The sequence below is a fragment of the Kitasatospora herbaricolor genome, assembly GCF_030813695.1.
Taxonomy (GTDB): domain Bacteria; phylum Actinomycetota; class Actinomycetes; order Streptomycetales; family Streptomycetaceae; genus Kitasatospora; species Kitasatospora herbaricolor.
This window is the reverse complement of the sequence record NZ_JAUSVA010000002.1, coordinates 8,257,034-8,277,560: the sequence shown is the minus strand read 5'-3', so window position 1 is coordinate 8,277,560 and position 20,527 is coordinate 8,257,034. Positions and strand designations below refer to the sequence as shown.

Genomic DNA, 20,527 nt, shown 5'->3' with positions numbered 1-20,527 from the left:
CGGACTCGAAGGTGTCGCGGTCAGTACTCGTTCTTGACGACGAAGTACGAACCGCGGATGGTGCCGGCGAGCTTCGACTTCTGGCGTGCGAACTTGAACCGGGAGGCGAGCTCCTCCGGGACGTCCATCCCCTCGGACAGCTTGAACCCGACGGCCCGCTTCTTGGCGTCGTCGACGGTGTACATCACGTTGACCGACAGGCCGCTCTCGTAGAAGACGTAGGCCATCCGGATGTCCTCGACCTGGAAGGCCGTGGCTTCCAGCGGCCGGGAGGAGATGACGATGTCCCGTTCCTCCTTGAGGATCCGGTGCACCCAGTCGACGGCCGCCTTCGCCTCGCCCGCCGGCTCCACCGTGAAGACGTGGTCGTACTTGTTCTTGAAGTAGCGGGCCTCGTTCGCCCGCAGACCGGCGAGCGCGTCCGCGACCGGCGACGACTCCAGACCGACGGTCGAGACGGTGACGAAATCCACGGTGTAGGTCATGACAGGCTCCTTCTCATGAGCGTCGGTGGGCGACAGCGCTTCGGCCGGGCGCCGAGCCCGCACGGACGGCCCCGGCGGGCACCCGCCCGGACCGCCGGGGACCAGGCCCCGTCCCGTGTGCCACGCTCACCGGTGCTCGGGGTTCTCGAAGTCGAAGCGGCACCCCGCGTCCCACTCCGAGCGCTGGTTGCCGTGCGCCGGGATACCGCCGGCGTCCTTCAGCATCCGCGCCATGTGCAACAGGTTCCACGTCATGAAAGTCGTGTTCCGGTTGGTGAAGTCGTTCTCCGGACCGCCCGACCCTTCGTCCAGGTACGACGGCCCCGGCCCCGCCTCCCCCACCCACCCCGCGTCCGCCTGCGGCGGGATCACGTACCCCAGGTGCTGCAGGCTGTACAGCACGTTCATCGCACAGTGCTTCGCACCGTCCTCGTTGCCCGTGATCAGACAACCACCCGTCCGGCCGTAGTACGCGTACTGGCCCTCGGAGTTGAGGATCGACGAGCACGCGTACAGCCGCTCGATCACCTGCTTCATCACCGAGGAGTTGTCACCCAACCAGACCGGGCCGGCCAGGACGAGGATGTCCGCGGCCATCACCTGCGAGTAGATCACCGGCCACTCGTCGGTCTCCCAGCCGTGCTCGGTCATGTCCGGCCAGACGCCGGTGGCGATGTCGAGGTCGACGGCCCGGAGCACGTTGGTCGTCACGCCCTGGCGCTCCATGATGCCGAGGCTGACGTCGATGAGCCCCTGCGTGTGGCTGCGCTCCGGCGAGCGCTTGAGCGTGCAGTTGATGACGAGGGCGCTCAGGTCGGCGTAGGACGTCGGGGTGGTGGCTGCCATGGACGTGTCTCCTCGGGGGGATGCCCGGAGCGGCCGGCGACCTGCCGTCCGCCCACGCCGGACCTCGGTCGGGCTCCGCCGTCCAGTCCACCAGTCCGGGCCGGACGGGGCGCGCCGGACTGGGCCACCTGCCTGGTGCCGGGCTCCCGACCGGCGAGGCGGCTGGGCCAGGAGGGTGGGCCGTCCTCCGCCCGGCGGCACGGGCGCTTGGCGCCGGGGACGGCACCGGAGAATCGCGGGCGGCGGACGAAGGGAGCGGACGGTGGCCGGGAACCGGGACAGGGCTGTACGGGACGGGGCGTTACGGGCCGGGGCCTTCGTGTCGGTGGCCGTGGCGCTGTTCTGCATCCAGCTCGACTTCTTCGCCCTGAACCTGGCCGTCCCCGGCATGGCGGCCGAGCTGGATGTCACCGTCTCGGCCGCTCGGTGGACGCTGTCCGCTACATGCTCGCGGTCGGGTGCTTCTTCATCGTGGGCGGGCGGCTGGGCGACGTGTTCGGCCGGCGGCCGGTGCTGCCGACCGGGACCGCGCTGTTCGCGGCCTGGACCGCCGCCCGCACGCTCGTCCTGCTCGCGGTCGCCGCGGTGAGCGGGGTGCTCTTCGTGCTGCGCGAGCGGACGGCCCGGCACCCCCTGGTCGACCTGCGGCTGTTCCGCGACGTCTCCTTCGACCTGATCACCACCATGGGGTCGGTCTTCAACATGGGGTACGCGGTCACGGTGTTCATCGCGACGCTCTACCTCCAGGGTGTCCGGGGCCTGTCCGCGCCGGCCGCGGGGACGGTCTTCCTCGCCCCGGCCGTCGTGGTGGCGCTGGCCGGTCCGACGGGACCGGTGGGCACCCCGGTTGCCGCGGCGAACGGCGGACGGGGTGTGTGATCGCCCCGCAACGGGGTACGGAGCGTCACACAGCGTGTGACGAGACGAGGAGAAGCCGGTGAAGACGGATCAGGACGGCGGAACGCTCGCACAGGCACTGAAGGACCGGGCCGGGGCTTTCGTCAACAGCCATGTCGACCTCTGGGTCGGGGTGGAGCCCGACGCGACTCTGGTACTGGCCGGGAACGACGCCCAGGCCCTGTTCCAGGCCGCCGCCGACTGGCTGGCGGACGACCCGCAGGACGTGGACGTGGTGGACGTCAGCTGGGAGCGCCAGGCGGCCGAGCCGACCCAGGCGCTGCGGATCCGGCTGGCACCGCGCGGCGCCGCCGGAGCCACCATCCCGGCGCCCGCCGGCGGCTGAGCGGGGCGAATGCCCAGGGCCGGAGGTGCCAGGGCCGGAGGTACCAGGGCCGGAGGGCGGCCGGAACGGGCCGGCCTCCGCCCCTGGGCATTCGGGTGATCCTGCGGGACCGTCGAGACGGACCCGATCATCCGACGGACGGTCAGGGACGCCCGGCGTACCGGGCGATCGCGGCCAGCACGGCCCGGCGCAGCGCGGGGCTTCCGGTGTGGCCGGAGTCCTCGACGATCACGAGTTCGGCGTCCGGCCAGGCCGCGGCCAGTTGCCAGGCCGTCCGCAGCGGGGAGCCCAGGTCGAGGCGGCCGTGGATCAGGGTGCCCGGGATGCCGGACAGCCGGTGGGCGTCGCGGAGCAGCGCGCCGTCCTCCAGCCAGGCGTCGTGGGCGAAGTAGTGGGCGGTGATCCGGACGAAGGCCTGGAGTGCCTCGCTGGGGCGGTCGCTGTACTGGCCGGGTTTGCCGAGCACCTCGTGGGCGATGACGGCGTCCTCCCAGGCGGCCCAGTCGCGGGCCGCCGCCGTCCGGGTGGCGGCGTCCGGGTCGTTCAGCCGGCGGTTGTAGGCGGCCACCAGGTCGCCGTGGCGCTCCGGTTCGGGCAGGGCGTCCCGGAAGGCCTCCCAGGGGCCGGGCAGGAATCGGCCGACGCCGCGGTAGAGCCATTCGGTCTCCTCCGGACGGGTCATGGTGACGCCGTTGACGACGATCTCGGAGACCCGCTCGGGGTGGCGCTCGGCGTAGGCGAGGATCAGGGTGGAGCCCCAGGAGCCGCCGTACAGCAGCCAGCGGTCGATGCCGAGGTGTTCGCGCAGGCGTTCCATGTCGGCGATCAGGTGCTCGGTGGTGTTGTGCTCCAGGCTGGTTGCCGGGTCGGCGGCGTGCGGGAGGCTTCGGCCGCAGCCGCGCTGGTCGAAGAGGACCACCCGGTAGCGGGCCGGGTCGAAGAGCTGCCGGTTGCCGGGTTTGCAGCCGGAGCCGGGGCCGCCGTGCACCACCAGGGCGGGCTTGCCTTGCGGGTTGCCGCAGGCCTCCCAGTAGACCTGCTGGCCGTCGCCGGCCTCCAGGAGTCCGTGCGCGTAGGGCTCGATCGGGGGGAAGGGCTCGGTGGGCGGCGCGTGCCCGGGGGTGGGCTGGTGTGGGTCCACGGCGGCGGTCCTCCGGATGGGTGGGGGCGACCTCGCGAGGCTACCGCCGGGGGAGCCGAAGGTGCGCGGGGTTTCCCGGGCGCCAGGGCGGCGGGGAGGCGGCAGACGGACGGTCAGACGCCTTCGCCCGTACCGGAATCTCCGGGGCGTCCGGAACCGGGCCCGCCGGTACCGGCCTCACCAGAGCCGGTCTCACCAGAGCCGGATCCGTCGTTCCCGGACCCGCCGTTCCCGGACCCGCCGACGGAGAGGCGGTCGGTCGCCGGGCCCCCGGTGCCGCGCAGCACGGAGATGATGCCGAGCACGGCGGCGCTGATCGGGACGGCCAGCAGGGCTCCGATCACGCCCGCGACTCCCCCGCCGGCGATGACCACCACCATGATGGTGGCCGGGTGGAGCTGGACGGTCCGGCTCTGGATCAGCGGTTGGAGGATGTAGCCTTCGAGCGCCTGTACGGCCAGGACCACGCCGAGCGCCCAGAGCGCCGTGGCCAGCCCGCCGTCCGCCAGGGCGACCAGTACGGCGACGGTGCCCGAGAGGAAGGCTCCGACGTACGGGATGTAGGCGCCCATGAAGACCAGGGCGCCGAGGCCCGGAGCGCCCGGCACCCCCAGGATCACCAGGCCGACGGTGATGAAGAAGGCGTCGATCAGGGCGATCACGGTGGTGCCGCGCATGAAGCCCGCCGTCGCGGCGAAGGCCTCCTGCCCGCAGGCGATGACGGTGTCGGCCCGGTGCGCGGGCAGGAAGGACCGGATGCTGTCGCCGGCGCGGTGACCGTCCCGGAGGAAGAAGAAGACCAGGGCCAGCGAGAGGATCGCCCCGGTCAGCAGCTGGACGGCGACACCGAGTCCGGAGAGCAGGCCGCCGGCCAGCGAGCTCACCAGCGAGCTGCCCTCGCCCGGGGCGCTCTGCAGGGCCTGTTCGATCTTCTGGCCGGTCGGGCCCAGCCAGTCCGCCAGCCGGCTGCCGGCGTCCTGCAGCGCCGAGCCGATCTGCCCGGCGCTGTGGGAGAGCGAGTTCACCAGCAGGGCCAGCGCGCCGCCGACCGCCAGGACGAGTACCACGCAGGTGAGGGCGGCGGCCCCGCTGCGGCCGAGCCCCCGTCGGGTCAGCCAGGGCATCACGGGGTAGAGCAGTGCGGTGCCGAGCAGCGCCAGGATCAGCGGGACGGTCGCGGCGCGCAGTTCGACGACGGCGAAGACGAACAGGACGGCGACGGTGATGAAGAGGATGACCGCCGCCGACCAGGCCGCGGCGGCGCGGACCGGCCGGGGCAGCAGGGCGTACGGAGGGCTGCCGTCATCGGGCCCGTTCGGATTGTCCGGGCCGTCCGGCCTGTCCGGCCGGGCGCGGTCAGGGACGGCGCCGGGCGCGTCGGCGCTCGCTCCGTCGCGGCGGGCGGCGGCCCCGGCACGGGCCCGGTCCGGGGGTTCCCCGGGCGGCGTGCCGTGGTCCGGTGTGCCCTCTGCCGCCATCCCGCCTCCGCCCCCGTCCGGTGTGCCCTGGGTGACCCGATGGGGACATACCAGCACACAATCTGACGGAAAGCCCGGTCCGTGGCCCTCCGGCGTGGCCGCACTCGCTCGGCGGGCCGTCAGCCGCGGGCGGGCGCGGCTACCGCAGGTCCGGCGGTTCGATCCGCAGCACTCCGGTGCCGCCCGCGAACTCCAGCAGCCGCCCGGCCTCGTCCTCGACGGCCGCCGCGTCCCGCCGGCCCAGCGCGGTGAACGGCCGGACCCGGACCGCCCAGGCGCCCTGGCCGACCGGGGCCTCACCCCGGCCGCCGCCCTGGCCCTCACCCCGGCTCCCGCCGTGGCCCTCGGCCCGGTCGGAGCGGCGGGAGCGCTCGGGGCGGACCTCGGTCAGCTCCCAACTGCCCGCCACCAGGCCGTCCACCAGCAGGCTCCCGGCGATCAGGCCGTTCACGGTCATCACCCGGGAGCGGACCTCCTCGGGCAGGATCCGGCTGCGGTCGGCGTGCGAGAGCAGCAGGTTGTCGAAGGGGGCGACCAGCCGGACGGGCGCCGGGGTGGCGGCGTCCGGGCGCGGGGCGTCCGGCAGGTCGTACAGGATCCGGCCCTGCTCGTCCCGGAAGGTCGTCAGCTGGGGCGCGAGGGCGGCCAGGACCTTGCCGAGCCGGGTCAGGCCGCACCACTTCTGCACGTCGGTGGCGGTGGCCGGGCCGAAGGCGGCGAGGTAGCGCAGGACCATCGCGTCCAGCGAAGGGTGCTCGTCCGGACGGCGGCCCAGCCAGTGCTCGGCCGTGGTGTGCGCGGCCGGGCCGCTGCGGCCCCAGATGCCGCGCGGCGGGACCTGCACCAGCGGCAGCCGGCAGCGGACGGCCTGGGCCAGCGCGGCCGGGTCGTGGTCGGGCAGGCCCTCCCCGAGCAGCGCGCCGAGCTGCTGGAAGGTCCGCGGCTCCTGCTCGACCAGGGCCCGGCCCGTCTCGGCGAGCTTGTCGACGTCGACGCCGGCCAGCCGCTTTCCGTAGGTGTTGCGCAGCGCCTGGTCGAGGACGGGCTGCAGCAGCGGGCGCAGCGTCAGGCAGTCGTCGGCGGTGACGAGGTGGATGGTGCCGCGCTGGAGGGCGATCCGGACCACCGCGCGGCTTTCCATCAGCTCGGTCAGCTGCTCGGGGGTGAAGCCGTCGAGGCGGGACCAGAGCCCGAGGTAGGGCGGCTGCGAGACGGCCTGGGCCTGCAGTCCGAGCAGGTGCCCGATCATCCGGGCGGGCGTGGTGGCAGCGCGCTCCAGGAGATGCTGGCGGGCCAGCAGGGCGCGGTTCAGCTCCCGGGTGCTGAGGGTGGCGGCCGGGGTGCGGGCGGTCACCGGGTGCCGTCCAGGACGGACCTGAGCACCGTGATCCGGTTGCTGGTGATCGAGTCGACGCCGGCCTTCCGCAGCCTGCGCATGGTGCGGCGCAGGTCGGCGGTCCAGGTGCTGACGGCCAGTCCGGCCTCGTGGGCACCCGCGACGAACGCCGGGTCGACCAGGCCGAACGGCGGGTTGATCCAGTGCGGTCGCAGGTCGGCCAGCAGGGCGGCGGCGGGCAGTCGGGGCTGGGTCCAGGTCAGGGCGATCTCGGCGCCCGGGTCCAGCTGCCGGACGGCGAGCATGGCGGTGACCGGCCCGCACCAGGCCACCCGGTCCGCCAGGCCGAGGCCGCCGACGGCGGCATGGGCGGCGGCGGCCGGGGCGGCGGCGTCCAGGTCGATCAGCAGCCGGGCCGCCGGGGTGTCGGCCACCGCCTTGAGGGCGGCGGCCAGCGTCGGCACCCGGAGTTCGCCGGCGCCGACGGCGTCCAGCTGGTCGAGGGTGACCGAGCGGAGCGGGCGCGGGTCGCCCCAGAGGCGCTCCAGGGTGGGGTCGTGCAGCAGCACGGGCACCCCGTCGCGGGTCAGCCGGACGTCCACCTCGACCGCGTCGGCGCCGGCGGCCAGCGCCGAGGCGACCGAGTCCAGGGTGTTCTCGCGGTAGCGGTACGGGTCGCCGCGGTGGGCCACGGCGAGGACCCGCGGGCGGGCCCCGAGGGCCTCCACGGCGGGCACCGCGGGCTGCGCGGAGGACAGGGACGGGTGGGCGGGCATGGGTGCGGCGACCTCTTCCGATTCCTGGGCTGGCGTTCCTGGGCGGGCGTTCCTGGGCGGTGGTGCCAGGGCGGTACGACCGTCGGTGCGGCGGTCCGGGCCCTTCGGCCGGGCCGACCGTCCGGCGGCGGCGGACAGAAGGACGCCTACCCCTCCTCGGCCGCGGTCAGCCCCGCTCGACCATCACGTTGGTCGACTTGATGACGGCGGTCGCGGCGGCGCCGGGCACCAGGCCCAGCTCCTCGGCCGACTCCCGGCTGATCAGCGAGACCACCCGGAACGGGCCGGCCTGGATCTCCACCTGCGCCGCCACGTCCCCCAGCACCACGTGCGTGACGATCCCGGGGAAGCGGTTGCGGGCCGAGGACGGGCGGCCCTCGGCCTCGGGGTTGTCGCTGCGGGCCAGCTCGCGCGCGAAGGCCGCCAGCTGGGCGCCGGGGATGATCCGGTGGCCGTGCTCGTCCCGCTCGGCGGCGACCCGCCCGGCGTCCACCCACCGCCGCATGGTGTCGGCACTGACGCCGAGCATCGCGGCGGCCTCGCCGATGCGGTACGGGTTGACCGGCGCGGGCAGGCCCATGTGCAACTCCTGGCGGTGTGTCGGCAAATCCGTTGTCGCCGCCATCCTGCCGTACGGCACCGACCGATCGCGAAGCGGAGCGCCGCCCGTCCGCCGCGCGCGGGCCCGGCCGGTGGCGGATGTTCAGCCACGATTCCCCCGTAAACTGCATCATTCGGACAGAGGGTTCCGCCGGCCCGCGGTCGGACCGCCTGTCGGCCCCGGACGAAAGGCAGCGATGTACGGGTCATCGAGGCGCGGCTCACCGGATCACGGCGCCGCACGGTTCGGCCGCGCACGGATCGGACCGTCGGGGATCGGCCCGCTACGGGCGCCCGGCGGCCGGGCGAGCGCCCGGGCCGCCGAACCGGTGCCGTTCGCGTTCGCCGCCGAGGCTCGGCAGGGTGGCCGGCCCGACCGGGGGTACGCGAGCAACGTGGCGCGGCCGGCCCGCGAGCGGGTGTCGCTGCGGACCGTCTGCGGGCGGGCGGCGATCGGCCTGCTGCTGCTGGCCGGCCTGGTGGCGGCGGCGGTCCTGGGCACCCCCGCCCTGTCCGCGCCGGGCCCCGGCCCGGCCGCCCCGCCCGGCGCTCAGCTCGCACCGGCCCGCGGCCACCACTGAGGGCACGGGCCCGGGGGGCGTCGGTGCTCCCGGCAGCCGTACCGCCGTCCGCACCCTCCCCGAGGCGGTACGGCAGGAGGACGGGCCGGGCTCACCACCCGCAGCAGGCTCAGGGCCCGCCGAAGAGGTCCCGGCGGGCGGCGTCGCAGGCGAGGAGGACGGCGCCGCCGAGCACCCCGCCGCCGCCGACCGCCCCGACCCGTACCTCGGTGCGCAGCGGTGAGAGTTCGGCCAGCTTCCGGGCGACCCGGCCGGCCAGTTCGGCGCCGCCGGCCCGGCCGACCTCCCCACCGAGCACCACGCAGCCGGGGTCGAGCACCACGCAGATCGCGGCGGCGCCGACGGCCACCCGGCCGGCGAACGCGTCCAGGAAGGGCGCACCGGCGGGCCCCGCCGCGACGGCGGCGTGGACCACCGCCTCGGCGGCGGCCGCGTCGCCGGCGGCGTCGGCGGGCAGTCCGAGGGCGCGGGCCAGCGCGCAGACGGCGCTGCTGCCGACCAGGGCGTGGAAGCCGCCGTCGCAGTCGGAGGCGTTGGGCAGCCGGTCCGTCCCGGGGACGGGCAGGAAGCCGATCTCGCCGGTGCCGCCGGAGGCGCCGCGCCGCAGCCCGCCGTCCAGCATGACGCCGGCGCCGGTGCCGTGGCCGAGCCAGAGCAGGACGAAGGTGTCGCGGTCGCGGGCGGCGCCCGTGCGGTGCTCGGTGATGCAGGCCAGGTTGACCTCGTTCTCCAGGATCAGCCCGGTGCCTGGCAGTTCGCGCAGTGCGGCGATCAGCTCGGTGTGCCAGCCCGGCAGGCCGCCGGTGTTGTCGAGCCGCCCGGTGGCGGGGTCGACCAGGCCCGGGATGCCGACGGCCACCGTGTGCAGCTGCTCGACGCCGGCCCGGCGGGCGGTGTCGAGCAGGGTGCTCACGGTCCGTCCGGCGAGTCCTTCGGCGCCGTGGCCGGCCTCGGGGCCGGCCGGGATCTCGGCGGTGGCCAGGGTGTGGCCGGCCAGGTCGGCGATGACGATGCTGACGCCGACGGAGCGGACGTCGATGGCCGCGATGTGGGCGCGGGAGGTGACCAGCGCGTAGAGCCGGGCGTTCGGGCCGCGGCGCGCCTCCCCGCGCTCGCCGGCCAGCGCGACCAGGCCGCCGCGTTGCAGCCGGTCCAGCAGGTCGGAGACGGTGGGCCGGGAGAGGCCGGTGAGTTCGCGCAACTCGGTCGCCGTGAGCGGGCCCTGTTCGAGCAGCAGGTTGAGTGCCAGCCGGTCGTTGATGGCCCGGGCGGTGCTCGGTGTCGCCGTTCGAACGGTGCTCATGAGGTTGCATCCTTCCAGACTGCGTCGCCACAACTGTTTCTATCAGGGTCCCTTCCTGATAATTTATCGGACCGGGCGCCCATCCGGGTTCCCCGACCATGGACGGCACCGTCGCGACTGCCCCGCGACTCGGAGGGAACGTGGAATGCCCGAGATACTGAAGGACCCACGCCGGGCCCGGGTGAGCATCGCCCTGGTGTTCGCCCTGCACGGCTCGGTCACCGGTACCTTCGCCACCCGGATCCCGTGGATCCAGCACCACCTCGACCTGGGCCCGGGCCAGCTCGGCCTCGCCCTGGTGATGCCGGCGATCGGGTCCTCGCTGGCCATGCCGCTGGCCGGGCGGATCGTCCACCGGTTCGGCGGCCGGGCCGCCACCGGCGCGCTGGTCACCCTGTGGTGCCTGTCGCTGGCCCTGCCCGCCCTTGCCCCCTCGCTGCCCTTCCTCTGCCTGTCGCTGCTGGTCTACGGCGCCACCGCCGGCATGGCGGACGTGGCGATGAACGCCCAGGGCGTCGAGATCGAGGAGCGGCTCGGCCGCTCGATCATGTCCGGCCTGCACGGCATGTGGAGCGTGGGCACCTTGCTCGCCTCCGCCGTGGGTGTGCTGGCCGCCCACCAGAACCTGGACGCCAGGCTCCAGCTCGCGATCACCGCCGGCGTGCTGGCCGTCCTCGCCCAGCTGGTCTCCCGGCAACTGCCGGACATCCGGTCCAAGCCCGGCGAGGAGGCGCCGCCGCACTTCGCCCTGCCGCCGCGCAGTGCGCTCGCGATCGGGCTGGTCGGGTTCTGCGCGGTCTTCGCCGAGGGCGCCTCGATGGACTGGAGCGGCGTCTACCTGCGGGACGTCACCGGGGCCTCGGCGACCGTCGCGGCCGCCGCCTACACCGCCTTCGCGCTCACCATGGCGGTCAGCCGCCTGGCCGGCGACGCGGCGATCCGCAGGCTCGGCCCGGTGCCCGCGACCCGGGTCAGCGGGGCGATCGCCACCGTCGGCGGCCTGCTGGTGGTCCTCGCCGACACGCCCTGGCTGGCCATCCCCGGCTTCGCGCTGATCGGGATCGGCATCGCGGTCGTGGTGCCGCTGGCCTTCGCCGCGGCCGGGCGGACCGGCGGGAACCCCAGCCAGGCGATCGCCGGCGTGGCGACCGTGACCTACACCTCCAGCCTGATCGCGCCCGCCGTGATCGGCGTGCTCGCCGAGGCGACCTCGCTCAGCGTGTCCTTCGCCCTGGTCACCCTGCTCGCGGCGGCGCTGATCCTCAGCGCCGGGGCCCTGCGCCGGCCGGCGGCCCCCGCCGACCCGGCGCAGCCGCCGGCGGGGGCCCCGCTGGACGCCGTCGAAGGCGTACCGAGCAACGCCCGGCGCTGACCCGCCGCCTCCCCGCGACAGGCGCACGTCCCGCCCCCGGCCGGCTTTCCGCCCGGCCGGGGGCGGCGGCTAAGCTCGCCCGGTGCTCGCTCCCCCGCCCTCCCCGCCGGCCGCGCCCGCCCCACCGGCCGGGCCCTGGCCGCACCGCATGGCGCTGTCGCCCTGGACCAGGTTCGCCCTGCTGGTGGTGATCCTCGGCGCGGCCGCCGGCTCGCTCCTCCTCTGGGACCCGGCCGCCCTGCTGTCCGGCGGCCTGACCTCGACCGTGCCGGGGACCTGGCAGGCACCGGCCTTCCTCGCGGTGTACGCGCTGGGCACGCTGGCCTTCGTGCCGCGGCCCGCCCTGAACGCCGCCGCCGGCCTGCTGTTCGGCATCGAGCAGGGGCTGCTGCTCGCGGTCCTCGGCACCACCCTGGGCGCCGCGCCGGCGTTCGGGCTCGGCCGGCTGCTCGGCCGGGACGCACTGCGCCCGCTGCTGCGTGGCCGGACGCTGACCGCGCTCGACCGCCGGTTCACCGAACAGGGGTTCCGCAGCGTGCTGCTGCTGCGGCTCTTCCCGGGGCTGCCGTTCCAGGCCGGCAACTTCGCCGCCGCGTTCTCCGGGGTCCGGTTCGCGCCCTTCCTGGCCGCCACCGCGATCGGCGTGGTCCCGTCGACCGCCGCGTACGTGGTCGCCGCCGCGAGCGCGCGGACGCCGGGCTCGGCGGCCTTCGTGGTCTCGTCGGGCGCGATCGCCCTGATGGTGCTGGTCAGTCTCGCGTCGGTGTGGCGGGCCGCCCGGCGCCGGCCGCGCGCCGAGGCCGTCTGAGGCCTCGCCGCCCGGGCAGCACCGGGCGCGCCGCCCGACTATTCGGTCGCCTCTGTCGGTGCTCTGCGCCAGGATGGCCGCCATGACCACCACCACGAGCGGCACCGACCGCATCGAGCCCCCGTTCGCCGCCGACGAGAACGCCATGCTGGCCTCCTGGCTCGACTTCCACCGGGCCACCCTCGCCGTGAAGTGCGAGGGCCTGACGGACGAACAGCTGCGGCTGCGCTCCGTCCCGCCGTCCACGCTCTCGCTGCTCGGCCTGGTGCGTCACATGGCCGAGGTCGAGCGGCACTGGTACCAGGGCATCCTGCTCGGCGAGGAGCACAGCGAGGGGCTCTACTGGTCCGCCGAGGACGAGGACGGCGACTTCAACGGCGTGGACACCGCGGACACCGCCGAGGCCTTCGCGACCTGGCAGACGCAGATCGCCCTCGCCCGCCGGGCCGCCGAGGGCCTCCCGCTGGAGACGGTCGGACGGCGCAAGCGCCGGGGCGCGGACGTCACCCTGCGCTGGATCCAGGTGCACATGATCGAGGAGTACGCCCGCCACAACGGGCACGCGGATCTGCTCCGGGAGCTTGTGGACGGCACCACGGGGGAATGAATCCCCTTCACCGACGTTGACGGACGGTCAATTTCGTGATGACCGGAAACGGTGTCTTCCGCGCGCGCAACCATACGGCGAGCTGGGGCGTCGCATCTGTTGTCCGGGTCGGCCCGGATTCGCGGCGCGCCACGACCCGTACGGCGGTCGCGAGCGGGCACCGAACCGGTGATCAGTGCGATACTCGGACAGTTCCGACGAGTGGATGACGTGTCAAAAGGGCATGCGCACCCGGGGGGACGCGTTCGGGACGAGACAGGGAGGCGCGGCATGGGAGCACTTCGCGACGAGCACCACAACGGGTGGCTGATGCCCTCCGGAAACTACCCGGCCGCGGCGTACGACGATCCCTGGGCGGACCAGGAGACGATGCCGGCCGCACCGGCTCCCACGAAGATCGTCTCCCTGCGGCCCACCGGGTTCGAGGCGGCCCGCACGGTCGGCGAGCACATCCGGGCCAGCACGCCCGTGGTGATGGACCTGACCGAGATGGACGACGCCGAGGCCAAGCGCATGGTCGACTTCGCCTCCGGTCTGATCTTCGGCACCTGCGGCGGGATCGAGCGGATCGCCCGCCGGGTCTTCCTGCTCACGCCGGCCGACGTCGAGGTCATGGTGATCGACCGGCCGCTGGACGAGACCGGGTTCTACAACCAGAGCTGAGCGGTACACGAGGCGGGACACCCCACCGGGGACGGCAGAGCGGGCGCCGTCCCCGGTTTTTGCCGTTCCGGCGGCCCGGCACGCCGGACAGCGGGCGCACCGGCGGCCCCGCGGACCGCCCGCAGCCCTAAGACCGGCCCAGCTCCGCCTTAAGTGATCCCTATGACCCCGGCCCGGCCCGACCGTGCCCTCCCCGGCAACGGACCCGGCCCGGACACCCCCGGACACCCCCGGACACCCCCGGACTCCCCCGGGCACCCGGGGCCCCGGGCACCCTCACGTCCTCGGCATGAGACCTGCAGATGAGGCACTCCGCGATAAATTGAGACATGGATGTCTCATCTGATCTACACTTGCCCCATGGCCACCGACCGTGACTCCGTGCTCGAAGCCGCCGTCGGCGTGCTCTCCCGCCGCCCGACCGCGCACCTGGACGAGATCGCCCGCGCGGCCGGCATCAGCCGCGCCACCCTGCACCGGATCTTCCCGGGCCGGGAGGCACTGATCCGCGAGGTGGGCGCGCACAGCCTGCGCAAGTTCGCCACCGCGCTGGACACCGCCGCCGTCGAGGAGGGCGACGCGCAGTCCGCACTGCGCCGGCTCATCGACGCGGTCGTCCCGGACGCGGCGCTCTGCGCCTTCATCGCCGGGGAGAACCAGCTCTACGACGACCCCGGGATCAACGAACTCTGGGAGATCCAGGACGCCCGGGTGCGCGCGCTGTTCCTGCGCGGGCAGCAGGAGGGCGTGTTCCGGATCGAGCTCTCGGCCGGCTGGCTCAGCGAAGCCTTCTTCGACCTTGTGGCCGGTGTCGGCTGGGCCGTCCAGGACGGACGCCTGGCCCCCCGCGACAGCGCATTCTCGCTCGCCGAACTCTTCCTCGGCGGCGCACTCAGGAGAACTGAAACACCATGAGCACCACCATGCTCCCCACCACCCCTCCCTCCAACCCCGGGCAGCGCTGGGTCGGCCTGGCCGTCCTCGTCGTGGCCGTCACCCTGGTCGCGGTCGACGCCACCGTGCTGTCGCTGGCCATCCCCTCGATCAGCGAGACCCTGCGGCCCAGCGGCACCCAGCTGCTCTGGATCGGCGACGCCTACTCCTTCGTGCTGGCCGGCCTGCTGGTCAGCATGGGCGCGCTCAGCGACCGGATCGGACGCAAGAAGCTGCTGCTTACCGGCTCCGCCGCGTTCGGCGTGGCCTCGCTGCTGGCCGCCTACGCGCCCGGCCCGGGCTGGCTGATCCTGGCCCGCGCCCTGCTCGGCGTGGCGGGCGCGACCATCATGCCGGCCACCCTCTCGCTGATCCGCGTGCTCTTCCCCGACGCCCGCGAGCGGGCCACCGCGATCGGCATCTGGGGCGCGGGCGCCGCCGCGGGCGCCGCACTCGGCCCGGTGGTCGGCGGCGTGCTGCTGGAGCACTTCTGGTGGGGCTCGGTCTTCCTGCTCAACATCCCGGTCGTGGTCGTCCTGCTGGTCCTGGGCGGCTGGCTGCTGCCGGAGTCCAAGGACCCGAACCCGGGCCGCTGGGACGTCACCAGCGTGCTGCTCTCGATGGCCGGGGTGATCGGCGTCGTCTACGCCGTCAAGGAGGCGGCCGCCCACGGCCCGCTCCGCTGGGACGTGCCTCTGACGGCGGTGCTGGGGGCGGCGGCGCTGACCGTCTTCGTCCGCCGCCAGCTGCGGCTGACCACCCCGCTGCTGGACGTCCGGCTGTTCACCGACCGGCGCTTCACCGCGGCCGTGCTGGCCTCGCTGACCGCGCTGGTCGGGCTCTCCGGTGTGGTGTTCGTGATGTCGCAGTACCTGCAGCTGGTGCGCGGGTACGAGCCGTTGCGGGCCGGGCTGGCCGAGCTGCCGGCCTTCGCCGGCGCGGTGGTGGGCGGGCTGCTGACCGCCCGGCTGGCCCGGCGGGCCGGGGTCCGGGCCGCGCTGACCGGCGGGCTGCTCGCGATGGGCACCGGCCTGGGCATGCTCGGCCGGGTGAGCGAGGACAGCACCTACCTCCTCGTCGCCGTCGCCTTCCTGATCGTCGGCACGGCCGAGGGCATGGTCTACGCCCTCTCCGCCGACATGGCACTGGGCGCCGCGCCGGCCGAGAAGTCCGGCGCCGCCTCGGCGGTCTCCGAGACCGCCTACGAGCTGGGCGCCGCGCTCGGCATCGCCCTGGTCGGCTCGGTGGTGGGCGCCGTCTACGCCGGGGCGCTGGTCGTGCCGGCCGGCACCGACGCGGCGACGGCCGCACAGGCCGGCGAGTCGCTCGGCGGCGCGGTTGAGGCTGCCGGGCACCTGCCCGCGCAGCTGGGCGGGCCGCTGCTGGCCGGCGCGAACGATGCCTTCGTCCAGGGCCTGCACCTGGCCGCGCTGCTCGGGGCCGGACTGCTGCTGGCCTCCGCCGGGCTGATCTGGGTCCTGCTGCGCGGCGCCGCCGCGAGCCGCGGGGGCGAGGGCGGGCAGCACCCGGAGCACCGGGAGGCAACGGTGGGCGAGGACAGCGCCCCGGCCCCCGCCGAGGTCCGCCCGGCGGCCTGAGCCCCACAACCTGAGCCCCACAGCCTGAGCCCCGCAGCCTGACCCCTGCCGGCCCGCGGTCCGGGCGACCTGGTCGTCCGGGCCGCGGGCCGCCGTCGGTCAGCTCCCGCTGCCCAGCGGCAGCTCCAGCTCCGCCCACACCACCTTGCCGTCCTTGGTCAGCCGGCTCCCCCAGCGGTGGGCCAGCTCGCCCACCAGGTACATCCCGCGCCCGCCCTCGTCCTGCTCGCCGAACTCCCGCAGCCGCGGGGTCTGGCCGCCGGCGTCGGCGACCTCGACGGTCAGCACGCGGTCCCGGAACAGCCGGAGCCGGCGGGGGGCGTCGGCGTGCAGCAGGGCGTTCGTGACCAGCTCGCTGACCAGCAGCTCGGCGTAGTCGGACACCACCGACAGGCCCCAGCGGCGCAGGGTGTCGCGGGTGAACCGGCGGGCGTGGCCGGGCAGCCGGCCGTCGCCGTTCAGGTGCAGGGTGGCGATCCGGTCGGCGGGGACCGGCAGCACCCGGCCCATGATCATCGCGATGTCGTCCTCGGTGCCGTCGGTCACCAGCGCGGCGAGCACCGCGTCACAGCTCTCCTCCAGCGTCCGGCCCTGCTGGGCCAGGGTGCGGGCGAGCCGGTCGATGCCGACGTCGAGGTCCTCACCGCGCCGCTCGACCAGGCCGTCGGTGTACAGCGCGACCACGCCGCCCTCGGCGACCGTGAACTCGGTGCTCTCGAAGGCCACCCCGCCGACGCCCAGCGGCACCCCGGGCGGCAGGTCGATCCGGCGCGCGCTGCCGTCCGGCGCCACCCAGACCGGCGGCAGGTGGCCGGCCGAGGCCACCTTCACCGACCGGTCCACCGGGTCGAAGACGGCACAGATGCAGGTGGCGAACTGGCCGTCGCCGATTCCCGTGGCCGTTTCGTCCAAGCGGGTGAGGACCTGCTCGGGCGGCATGTCCAGGGTCGCCAGCGTCCGGGCCACCGTCCGCAGCTGGCCCATCGTGGCAGCGGCCCGGATGCCGTGGCCCATCACGTCGCCGACCACCAGCGCGACCCGTCCGCAGGACAGCGGCACCACGTCGAACCAGTCGCCCCCGACCTCGCTGACCACGCTGCTCGGCAGGTAGCGGTAGGCGATCTCCAGGCCGAGGGTGCGGTGGATCTCCTGCGGCAGCAGGCTGCGCTGCAGGGTCAGCGCGGTCTCGCGCTCCCGCCGGTACAGCCGGGCGTTGTCGATCGCGATGGCGGCCCGGGCGACGAGCTCCTCGGCGAGCGCCACGTCGGCCGGGGTGAACGGCTCGGGGTTGCGCATCCGGATGAACTCCGAGCCGCCGAGCACCATGCCCCGGGCCAGCAGCGGCACCATCAGGTACGAGTGGATGCCGGCCTCCATGCCGGGCCCCACCCGGTCGGGCGAGGCCACCAGGCTGGCCAGCACCGCCTCGTCCACATGGGACCGCAGCAGGGGGCGGCCGCTGCGCAGGCACTGGGTGTACACCCGCTGGGCGTCGTACTCGGAGGTCTCCCCGACGGTGTCCACGGCGTGCGCCATCCCCGACTCGTAGGCCTCGCCGACGGCCACCGCGTTCAGCCGGACGGTGCGGTCCGCCGCCAGGTGGACGGGCTCCTCCCCCAGGAGGACGGGCTCCAGCAGGTCGACGGTGGCGAAGTCCGCGAAGCGCGGGACGACCGCCTCCACCAGCTCCTCGGCGGTGCGCTGGAGGTCCAGGGTGGTGCCGATCCGCGCGGTGGCCTCGGCGATCATGGCCAGCCGCTCCTGGGCCCGGGCCGCCCGGGCCTCGGCCTGGAAGCGCTCGGTGACGTCGATGATGGACGAGCTGACGCCCAGCACCCGCCCGGTGGAGTCCTCCAGCCGGAAGTACGAGGCGGACCACGCGCGGTCCCGGCGCGGGTCGCCCGGGGTGCGGCCGTGCGAGCGGGCGTCCACCACCGGCCGGCCGGTGGTCAGCACCCGGCGCATCACCTGCTCGATCTCCGCGCTGTTTATCCCGGGCAGGATGCCGCTGATCCGACGGCCGAGGTGATCGGCGACCGGCATCCCGTTGATCCGGGCGAGCGCCTCGTTCAGCCGTACGAAGCGCAGGTCGGGGTCGTAGACGGCCATCCCGATCGGGGACTGGCTGAAGAAGCCGTTCAGGATCGCCAGGTCCGACTCCACCTGGCGCAGGGAGCTGACGTCGGAGGCGGTGGCGAGCAGCAGCAGCGCACCGTCCGGGCCGACGATCGGGTAGGTGCGGAACTCCAGCTCGACCACGTGGCCGTCGCGATGGCGCAGCGGGAAGACCCCGGACCAGCCTCGGCCCTCCATGATCTGGCCGAAGAGCTCGGCCACCCGGGGCCACTCCTCCTCCCCGACCAGCAGCCGGGCGGCGTAGCTGCCGACCGCCTCCTCGGCGGTGTAGCCCAGCAGGGCCTCGGCGTCCTCGCTCCAGTGCAGGATCAGGCCGTCGCCCTGCAGCAGCGCGGTGGCGAGCGGGACGAGCCGGTGGCCGTCCAGACGCGCCGGATCGCCGCCCGGCCGTTCGCGGCGGGCGTCGTCAGGCGTGTCCCACTCGAATCCGCGCATGCTCAGGAACCACCCAGTCGGCACGTGCCCGGGATGGGCGATCCGCGCCCGGCCGGGTTCCCCTCAAGGGTGCACGGTGATCGGCCCGAGGGCGACCCCTCCGACACCACCGGAGGCCCCGGATCGGCCTAGAGGCCGGGCAGGGCGTCCTGCTCGCCCGCGACCACCTGGACCGGATCGGCCGGGCCGCGGCACTCCCGGCCCAGCCGCAGCATCCTGGCCTCGGGGTCGTGCAGCGGCCGGCCGCAGCGACGGCAGCGGACGGTCGGCGGCAGCAGCCGGGGGACGGGTGGGGTGAGGGCCGGTGGGTCCTGCTCGGGAACTGCCACCCGGACAGTCTGCCGGGTGGCCGGTCAGGCGTGGGACGCGGCCCGCCCGGGTAGGCGGCGTGGTGGAGCCCGGCGGTGGTGCGCCGGCCCGGGCGTGGGCCTAGCCTGCGGGCAGGATTTCTGACAATCGGTGAAGGAGATCGCGATGGTGCACGCACGAGCCGGTTCCCCGGCGCAGCCCGGGGATCTGGTGGACGTCGCCAGGCTGGTCACGGCGTACTACACGTTGCGTCCGGATCCGGGGGAGGCGGGGCAGCGGGTGGCGTTCGGTACGTCGGGGCATCGTGGTTCTTCCTTGGACACGGCGTTCAACGAGGATCACATCGCGGCGACGACGCAGGCGATCTGCGAGTTCCGTGCCATCCAGGGCACCGACGGGCCGCTGTTCCTGGGTGCGGACACCCACGCGTTGTCGGAGCCGGCGAGCGCGACCGCCCTGGAGGTGCTGGCCGCCAACGGCGTGGAGGTCCTGCTGGACAGCGACGGCGGCTGGACACCCACTCCCGCGGTCTCGCACGCCATCCTCACCCACAACCGTGCGCACCCCCGCGGCCGCGCCGACGGCATCGTCGTCACCCCCTCCCACAACCCGCCCCGCGACGGCGGCTTCAAGTACAACCCGCCCCACGGCGGCCCGGCCGGCTCCGAGGCCACCGGCTGGATCCAGGACCGCGCCAACGAACTCATCCGCACCAAGCTCACCGCCGTGCGCCGCATCCCCTACACCCGGGCACTGGCCGCCGCCACCACCGGCCGCCACGACTACCTCACCCAGTACACCCAGGACCTCCCCCACGTCCTGGACCTGGACGCGGTGCGCGCCGCGGGCGTGCGGATCGGCGCCGACCCGCTGGGCGGCGCCGCCGTCGCCTACTGGGGCCGCATCGCCGAGACGCACCGCCTGGACCTCACCGTGGTCAACCCCCTCACCGACCCCACCTGGCGGTTCATGACACTGGACTGGGACGGCAGGATCCGGATGGACTGCTCCTCCCCCTACGCGATGGCCTCCCTCATCGGGCGCCGGGAGGAGTACAACATCGCCACCGGCAACGACGCGGACGCCGACCGGCACGGCATCGTCACCCCCGACGGCGGTCTGATGAACCCCAACCACTACCTCGCCGTCGCCGTCGACTACCTCTACCGCCACCGTCTGGACTGGTCCCTGACCGCCGGAATCGGCAAGACCCTGGTCTCGTCCTCGATGATCGACCGCGTCGCACAGGAACTGAAACGCACCCTCGTCGAGGTGCCGGTGGGCTTCAAATGGTTCGTCGAAGGGCTCACCGAGGGCACCGTCGCCTTCGGCGGCGAGGAGTCCGCCGGCGCCTCCTTCCTGCGCCGCGACGGCGAGGTCTGGACCACCGACAAGGACGGCATCCTGCTCGCCCTGCTCGCCGCCGAGATCACCGCCGTCACCGGCCGCAGCCCCTCCGAACGCTACGCCGACCTCACCGCCCGCTTCGGCGAACCCGCCTACGCCCGCCTCGACGCACCCGCCGACCGCGAACAGAAGGCCCTGCTCGCACGACTCGGCGCCGAACAGGTCAAGGCCGACACCCTCGCCGGCGAACCCATCACCCAGATCCTCACCCAGGCCCCCGGCAACGGCGCCCCCATCGGCGGCCTCAAGGTCTGCACCGACAACGCCTGGTTCGCCGCCCGCCCCTCCGGCACCGAGGACGTCTACAAGATCTACGCCGAAAGCTTCCACGGACCCCGACACCTCGCCCAGGTCCAGGACGAGGCCCGCACCCTCGTCAACGACGTCCTCGGCGCCTGACAGTACGACAGGGCCGCCGCGCCGCCCCTGAAGGCCGGGGTGGGGCGGCGGTCCTGTCGTGCGGCGGCGAT

20 protein-coding genes are annotated in these 20,527 nt (G+C 74.4%); 10 read left to right on the top strand and 10 right to left on the bottom strand.

Annotated elements, in window-relative coordinates:
• Positions 1-20: 20 nt before the first annotated feature.
• Together J2S46_RS35880 and J2S46_RS35875 are read right to left on the bottom strand one after the other, a co-directional pair.
• On the bottom strand, positions 21-485 hold the full coding sequence (locus J2S46_RS35880) for a DUF8821 family protein (protein ID WP_191292137.1): 465 nt from the start codon (positions 483-485) through the stop codon (positions 21-23).
• Between the two features lie 126 nt (positions 486-611).
• The gene (locus tag J2S46_RS35875) at positions 612-1,331 is read right to left on the bottom strand and encodes a flavodoxin family protein (protein ID WP_191292138.1); all 720 of its coding nucleotides are present in this window, start codon (positions 1,329-1,331) and stop codon (positions 612-614) included.
• A 426-nt stretch (positions 1,332-1,757) separates the two neighbouring features.
• On the opposite strand from J2S46_RS35875, the gene J2S46_RS35870 reads away from it, so the two are divergent.
• On the top strand, positions 1,758-2,210 hold the full coding sequence (locus tag J2S46_RS35870; protein ID WP_191292139.1) for a hypothetical protein: 453 nt from the start codon (positions 1,758-1,760) through the stop codon (positions 2,208-2,210).
• A gap of 58 nt (positions 2,211-2,268) precedes the next feature.
• Positions 2,269-2,574, top strand: a complete 306-nt coding sequence (locus J2S46_RS35865; protein ID WP_191292140.1) for a hypothetical protein — start codon at positions 2,269-2,271, stop codon at positions 2,572-2,574.
• A 142-nt stretch (positions 2,575-2,716) separates the two neighbouring features.
• Here the strand turns inward: J2S46_RS35865 and pip are convergent, their stop codons facing one another.
• The 5 genes from pip to J2S46_RS35840 all read right to left on the bottom strand — a co-directional run bounded on the left by pip (position 2,717) and on the right by J2S46_RS35840 (position 7,885).
• A complete protein-coding gene (gene pip, locus J2S46_RS35860) occupies positions 2,717-3,715 on the bottom strand; it encodes a prolyl aminopeptidase (RefSeq protein ID WP_191292141.1) in 999 nt (332 codons plus the stop codon).
• Between the two features lie 113 nt (positions 3,716-3,828).
• Positions 3,829-5,193 carry an AI-2E family transporter gene (locus J2S46_RS35855; RefSeq protein ID WP_229913045.1) on the bottom strand — a complete coding sequence of 455 codons (1,365 nt, stop codon included), beginning with the start codon at positions 5,191-5,193 and terminating at the stop codon, positions 3,829-3,831.
• A gap of 139 nt (positions 5,194-5,332) precedes the next feature.
• Positions 5,333-6,547, bottom strand: coding sequence for a winged helix DNA-binding domain-containing protein (locus tag J2S46_RS35850; RefSeq protein WP_229913046.1), 1,215 nt, complete (start codon positions 6,545-6,547; stop codon positions 5,333-5,335).
• Complete coding sequence (locus J2S46_RS35845; RefSeq protein ID WP_191292142.1) at positions 6,544-7,305, bottom strand: glycerophosphodiester phosphodiesterase; 762 nt, start codon at positions 7,303-7,305, stop codon at positions 6,544-6,546. The genes J2S46_RS35850 and J2S46_RS35845 overlap by 4 nt, the downstream gene beginning before the upstream one ends.
• A 166-nt stretch (positions 7,306-7,471) precedes the next feature.
• Positions 7,472-7,885, bottom strand: coding sequence for a TOBE domain-containing protein (locus J2S46_RS35840; protein ID WP_191292143.1), 414 nt, complete (start codon positions 7,883-7,885; stop codon positions 7,472-7,474).
• A gap of 415 nt (positions 7,886-8,300) precedes the next feature.
• Between J2S46_RS35840 and J2S46_RS40945 the strand changes: the two genes are divergently transcribed.
• On the top strand, positions 8,301-8,486 hold the full coding sequence (locus J2S46_RS40945; protein ID WP_370882282.1) for a hypothetical protein: 186 nt from the start codon (positions 8,301-8,303) through the stop codon (positions 8,484-8,486).
• 109 nt (positions 8,487-8,595) lie between these two features.
• On the opposite strand, the gene J2S46_RS35830 is transcribed toward J2S46_RS40945, so the two are convergent.
• Complete coding sequence (locus J2S46_RS35830) at positions 8,596-9,789, bottom strand: ROK family transcriptional regulator (RefSeq protein WP_191292144.1); 1,194 nt, start codon at positions 9,787-9,789, stop codon at positions 8,596-8,598.
• A 145-nt stretch (positions 9,790-9,934) separates the two neighbouring features.
• On the opposite strand from J2S46_RS35830, the gene J2S46_RS35825 reads away from it, so the two are divergent.
• The 6 genes from J2S46_RS35825 (at position 9,935) to J2S46_RS35800 (ending at position 15,770) form a co-directional block, all read left to right on the top strand.
• Positions 9,935-11,161, top strand: a complete 1,227-nt coding sequence (locus J2S46_RS35825) for an MFS transporter (RefSeq protein ID WP_191292145.1) — start codon at positions 9,935-9,937, stop codon at positions 11,159-11,161.
• 82 nt (positions 11,162-11,243) lie between these two features.
• Positions 11,244-11,969, top strand: coding sequence for a TVP38/TMEM64 family protein (locus tag J2S46_RS35820; protein ID WP_229913048.1), 726 nt, complete (start codon positions 11,244-11,246; stop codon positions 11,967-11,969).
• Between the two features lie 82 nt (positions 11,970-12,051).
• Positions 12,052-12,576: a DinB family protein gene (locus tag J2S46_RS35815; protein WP_191292146.1), complete on the top strand. Its 525-nt coding sequence runs from the start codon at positions 12,052-12,054 to the stop codon at positions 12,574-12,576.
• A gap of 270 nt (positions 12,577-12,846) precedes the next feature.
• Positions 12,847-13,239, top strand: coding sequence for a cell division protein SepF (locus tag J2S46_RS35810; RefSeq protein ID WP_190215149.1), 393 nt, complete (start codon positions 12,847-12,849; stop codon positions 13,237-13,239).
• A 360-nt stretch (positions 13,240-13,599) separates the two neighbouring features.
• A complete protein-coding gene (locus J2S46_RS35805; RefSeq protein ID WP_229913049.1) occupies positions 13,600-14,154 on the top strand; it encodes a TetR/AcrR family transcriptional regulator in 555 nt (184 codons plus the stop codon).
• The gene (locus J2S46_RS35800; RefSeq protein WP_191292148.1) at positions 14,151-15,770 is read left to right on the top strand and encodes an MFS transporter; all 1,620 of its coding nucleotides are present in this window, start codon (positions 14,151-14,153) and stop codon (positions 15,768-15,770) included. Before J2S46_RS35805 ends, J2S46_RS35800 begins: the two co-directional genes overlap by 4 nt.
• Before the next feature lie 99 nt (positions 15,771-15,869).
• On the opposite strand, the gene J2S46_RS35795 is transcribed toward J2S46_RS35800, so the two are convergent.
• Positions 15,870-18,341, bottom strand: coding sequence for a SpoIIE family protein phosphatase (locus J2S46_RS35795; RefSeq protein WP_191292149.1), 2,472 nt, complete (start codon positions 18,339-18,341; stop codon positions 15,870-15,872).
• 128 nt (positions 18,342-18,469) lie between these two features.
• Positions 18,470-18,670, bottom strand: coding sequence for a DUF6011 domain-containing protein (locus J2S46_RS35790; protein ID WP_191292150.1), 201 nt, complete (start codon positions 18,668-18,670; stop codon positions 18,470-18,472).
• 145 nt (positions 18,671-18,815) lie between these two features.
• Here J2S46_RS35790 and pgm point away from each other — a divergent pair, with 145 nt between their 5' ends.
• On the top strand, positions 18,816-20,456 hold the full coding sequence (gene pgm, locus J2S46_RS35785) for a phosphoglucomutase (alpha-D-glucose-1,6-bisphosphate-dependent) (protein WP_191292151.1): 1,641 nt from the start codon (positions 18,816-18,818) through the stop codon (positions 20,454-20,456).
• Positions 20,457-20,527 lie beyond the last annotated feature (71 nt).

Excerpts from the sequence above, each read along its gene's own strand:
- J2S46_RS35800 (WP_191292148.1), top strand. The coding sequence starts at position 14,151 with ATGAGCACCACCATGCTCCCCACCACCCCTCCCTCCAACCCCGGGCAG.
- J2S46_RS35830 (WP_191292144.1), bottom strand. The coding sequence starts at position 9,789 with ATGAGCACCGTTCGAACGGCGACACCGAGCACCGCCCGGGCCATCAAC.
- pgm (WP_191292151.1), top strand. The coding sequence starts at position 18,816 with ATGGTGCACGCACGAGCCGGTTCCCCGGCGCAGCCCGGGGATCTGGTG.
- J2S46_RS35845 (WP_191292142.1), bottom strand. The coding sequence starts at position 7,305 with ATGCCCGCCCACCCGTCCCTGTCCTCCGCGCAGCCCGCGGTGCCCGCC.
- J2S46_RS35805 (WP_229913049.1), top strand. The coding sequence starts at position 13,600 with ATGGCCACCGACCGTGACTCCGTGCTCGAAGCCGCCGTCGGCGTGCTC.
- J2S46_RS35855 (WP_229913045.1), bottom strand. The coding sequence starts at position 5,193 with ATGGCGGCAGAGGGCACACCGGACCACGGCACGCCGCCCGGGGAACCC.
- J2S46_RS35840 (WP_191292143.1), bottom strand. The coding sequence starts at position 7,885 with ATGGGCCTGCCCGCGCCGGTCAACCCGTACCGCATCGGCGAGGCCGCC.
- J2S46_RS35875 (WP_191292138.1), bottom strand. The coding sequence starts at position 1,331 with ATGGCAGCCACCACCCCGACGTCCTACGCCGACCTGAGCGCCCTCGTC.
- J2S46_RS35795 (WP_191292149.1), bottom strand. The coding sequence starts at position 18,341 with ATGCGCGGATTCGAGTGGGACACGCCTGACGACGCCCGCCGCGAACGG.
- J2S46_RS35815 (WP_191292146.1), top strand. The coding sequence starts at position 12,052 with ATGACCACCACCACGAGCGGCACCGACCGCATCGAGCCCCCGTTCGCC.
- J2S46_RS35880 (WP_191292137.1), bottom strand. The coding sequence starts at position 485 with ATGACCTACACCGTGGATTTCGTCACCGTCTCGACCGTCGGTCTGGAG.
- J2S46_RS35810 (WP_190215149.1), top strand. The coding sequence starts at position 12,847 with ATGGGAGCACTTCGCGACGAGCACCACAACGGGTGGCTGATGCCCTCC.
- J2S46_RS35825 (WP_191292145.1), top strand. The coding sequence starts at position 9,935 with ATGCCCGAGATACTGAAGGACCCACGCCGGGCCCGGGTGAGCATCGCC.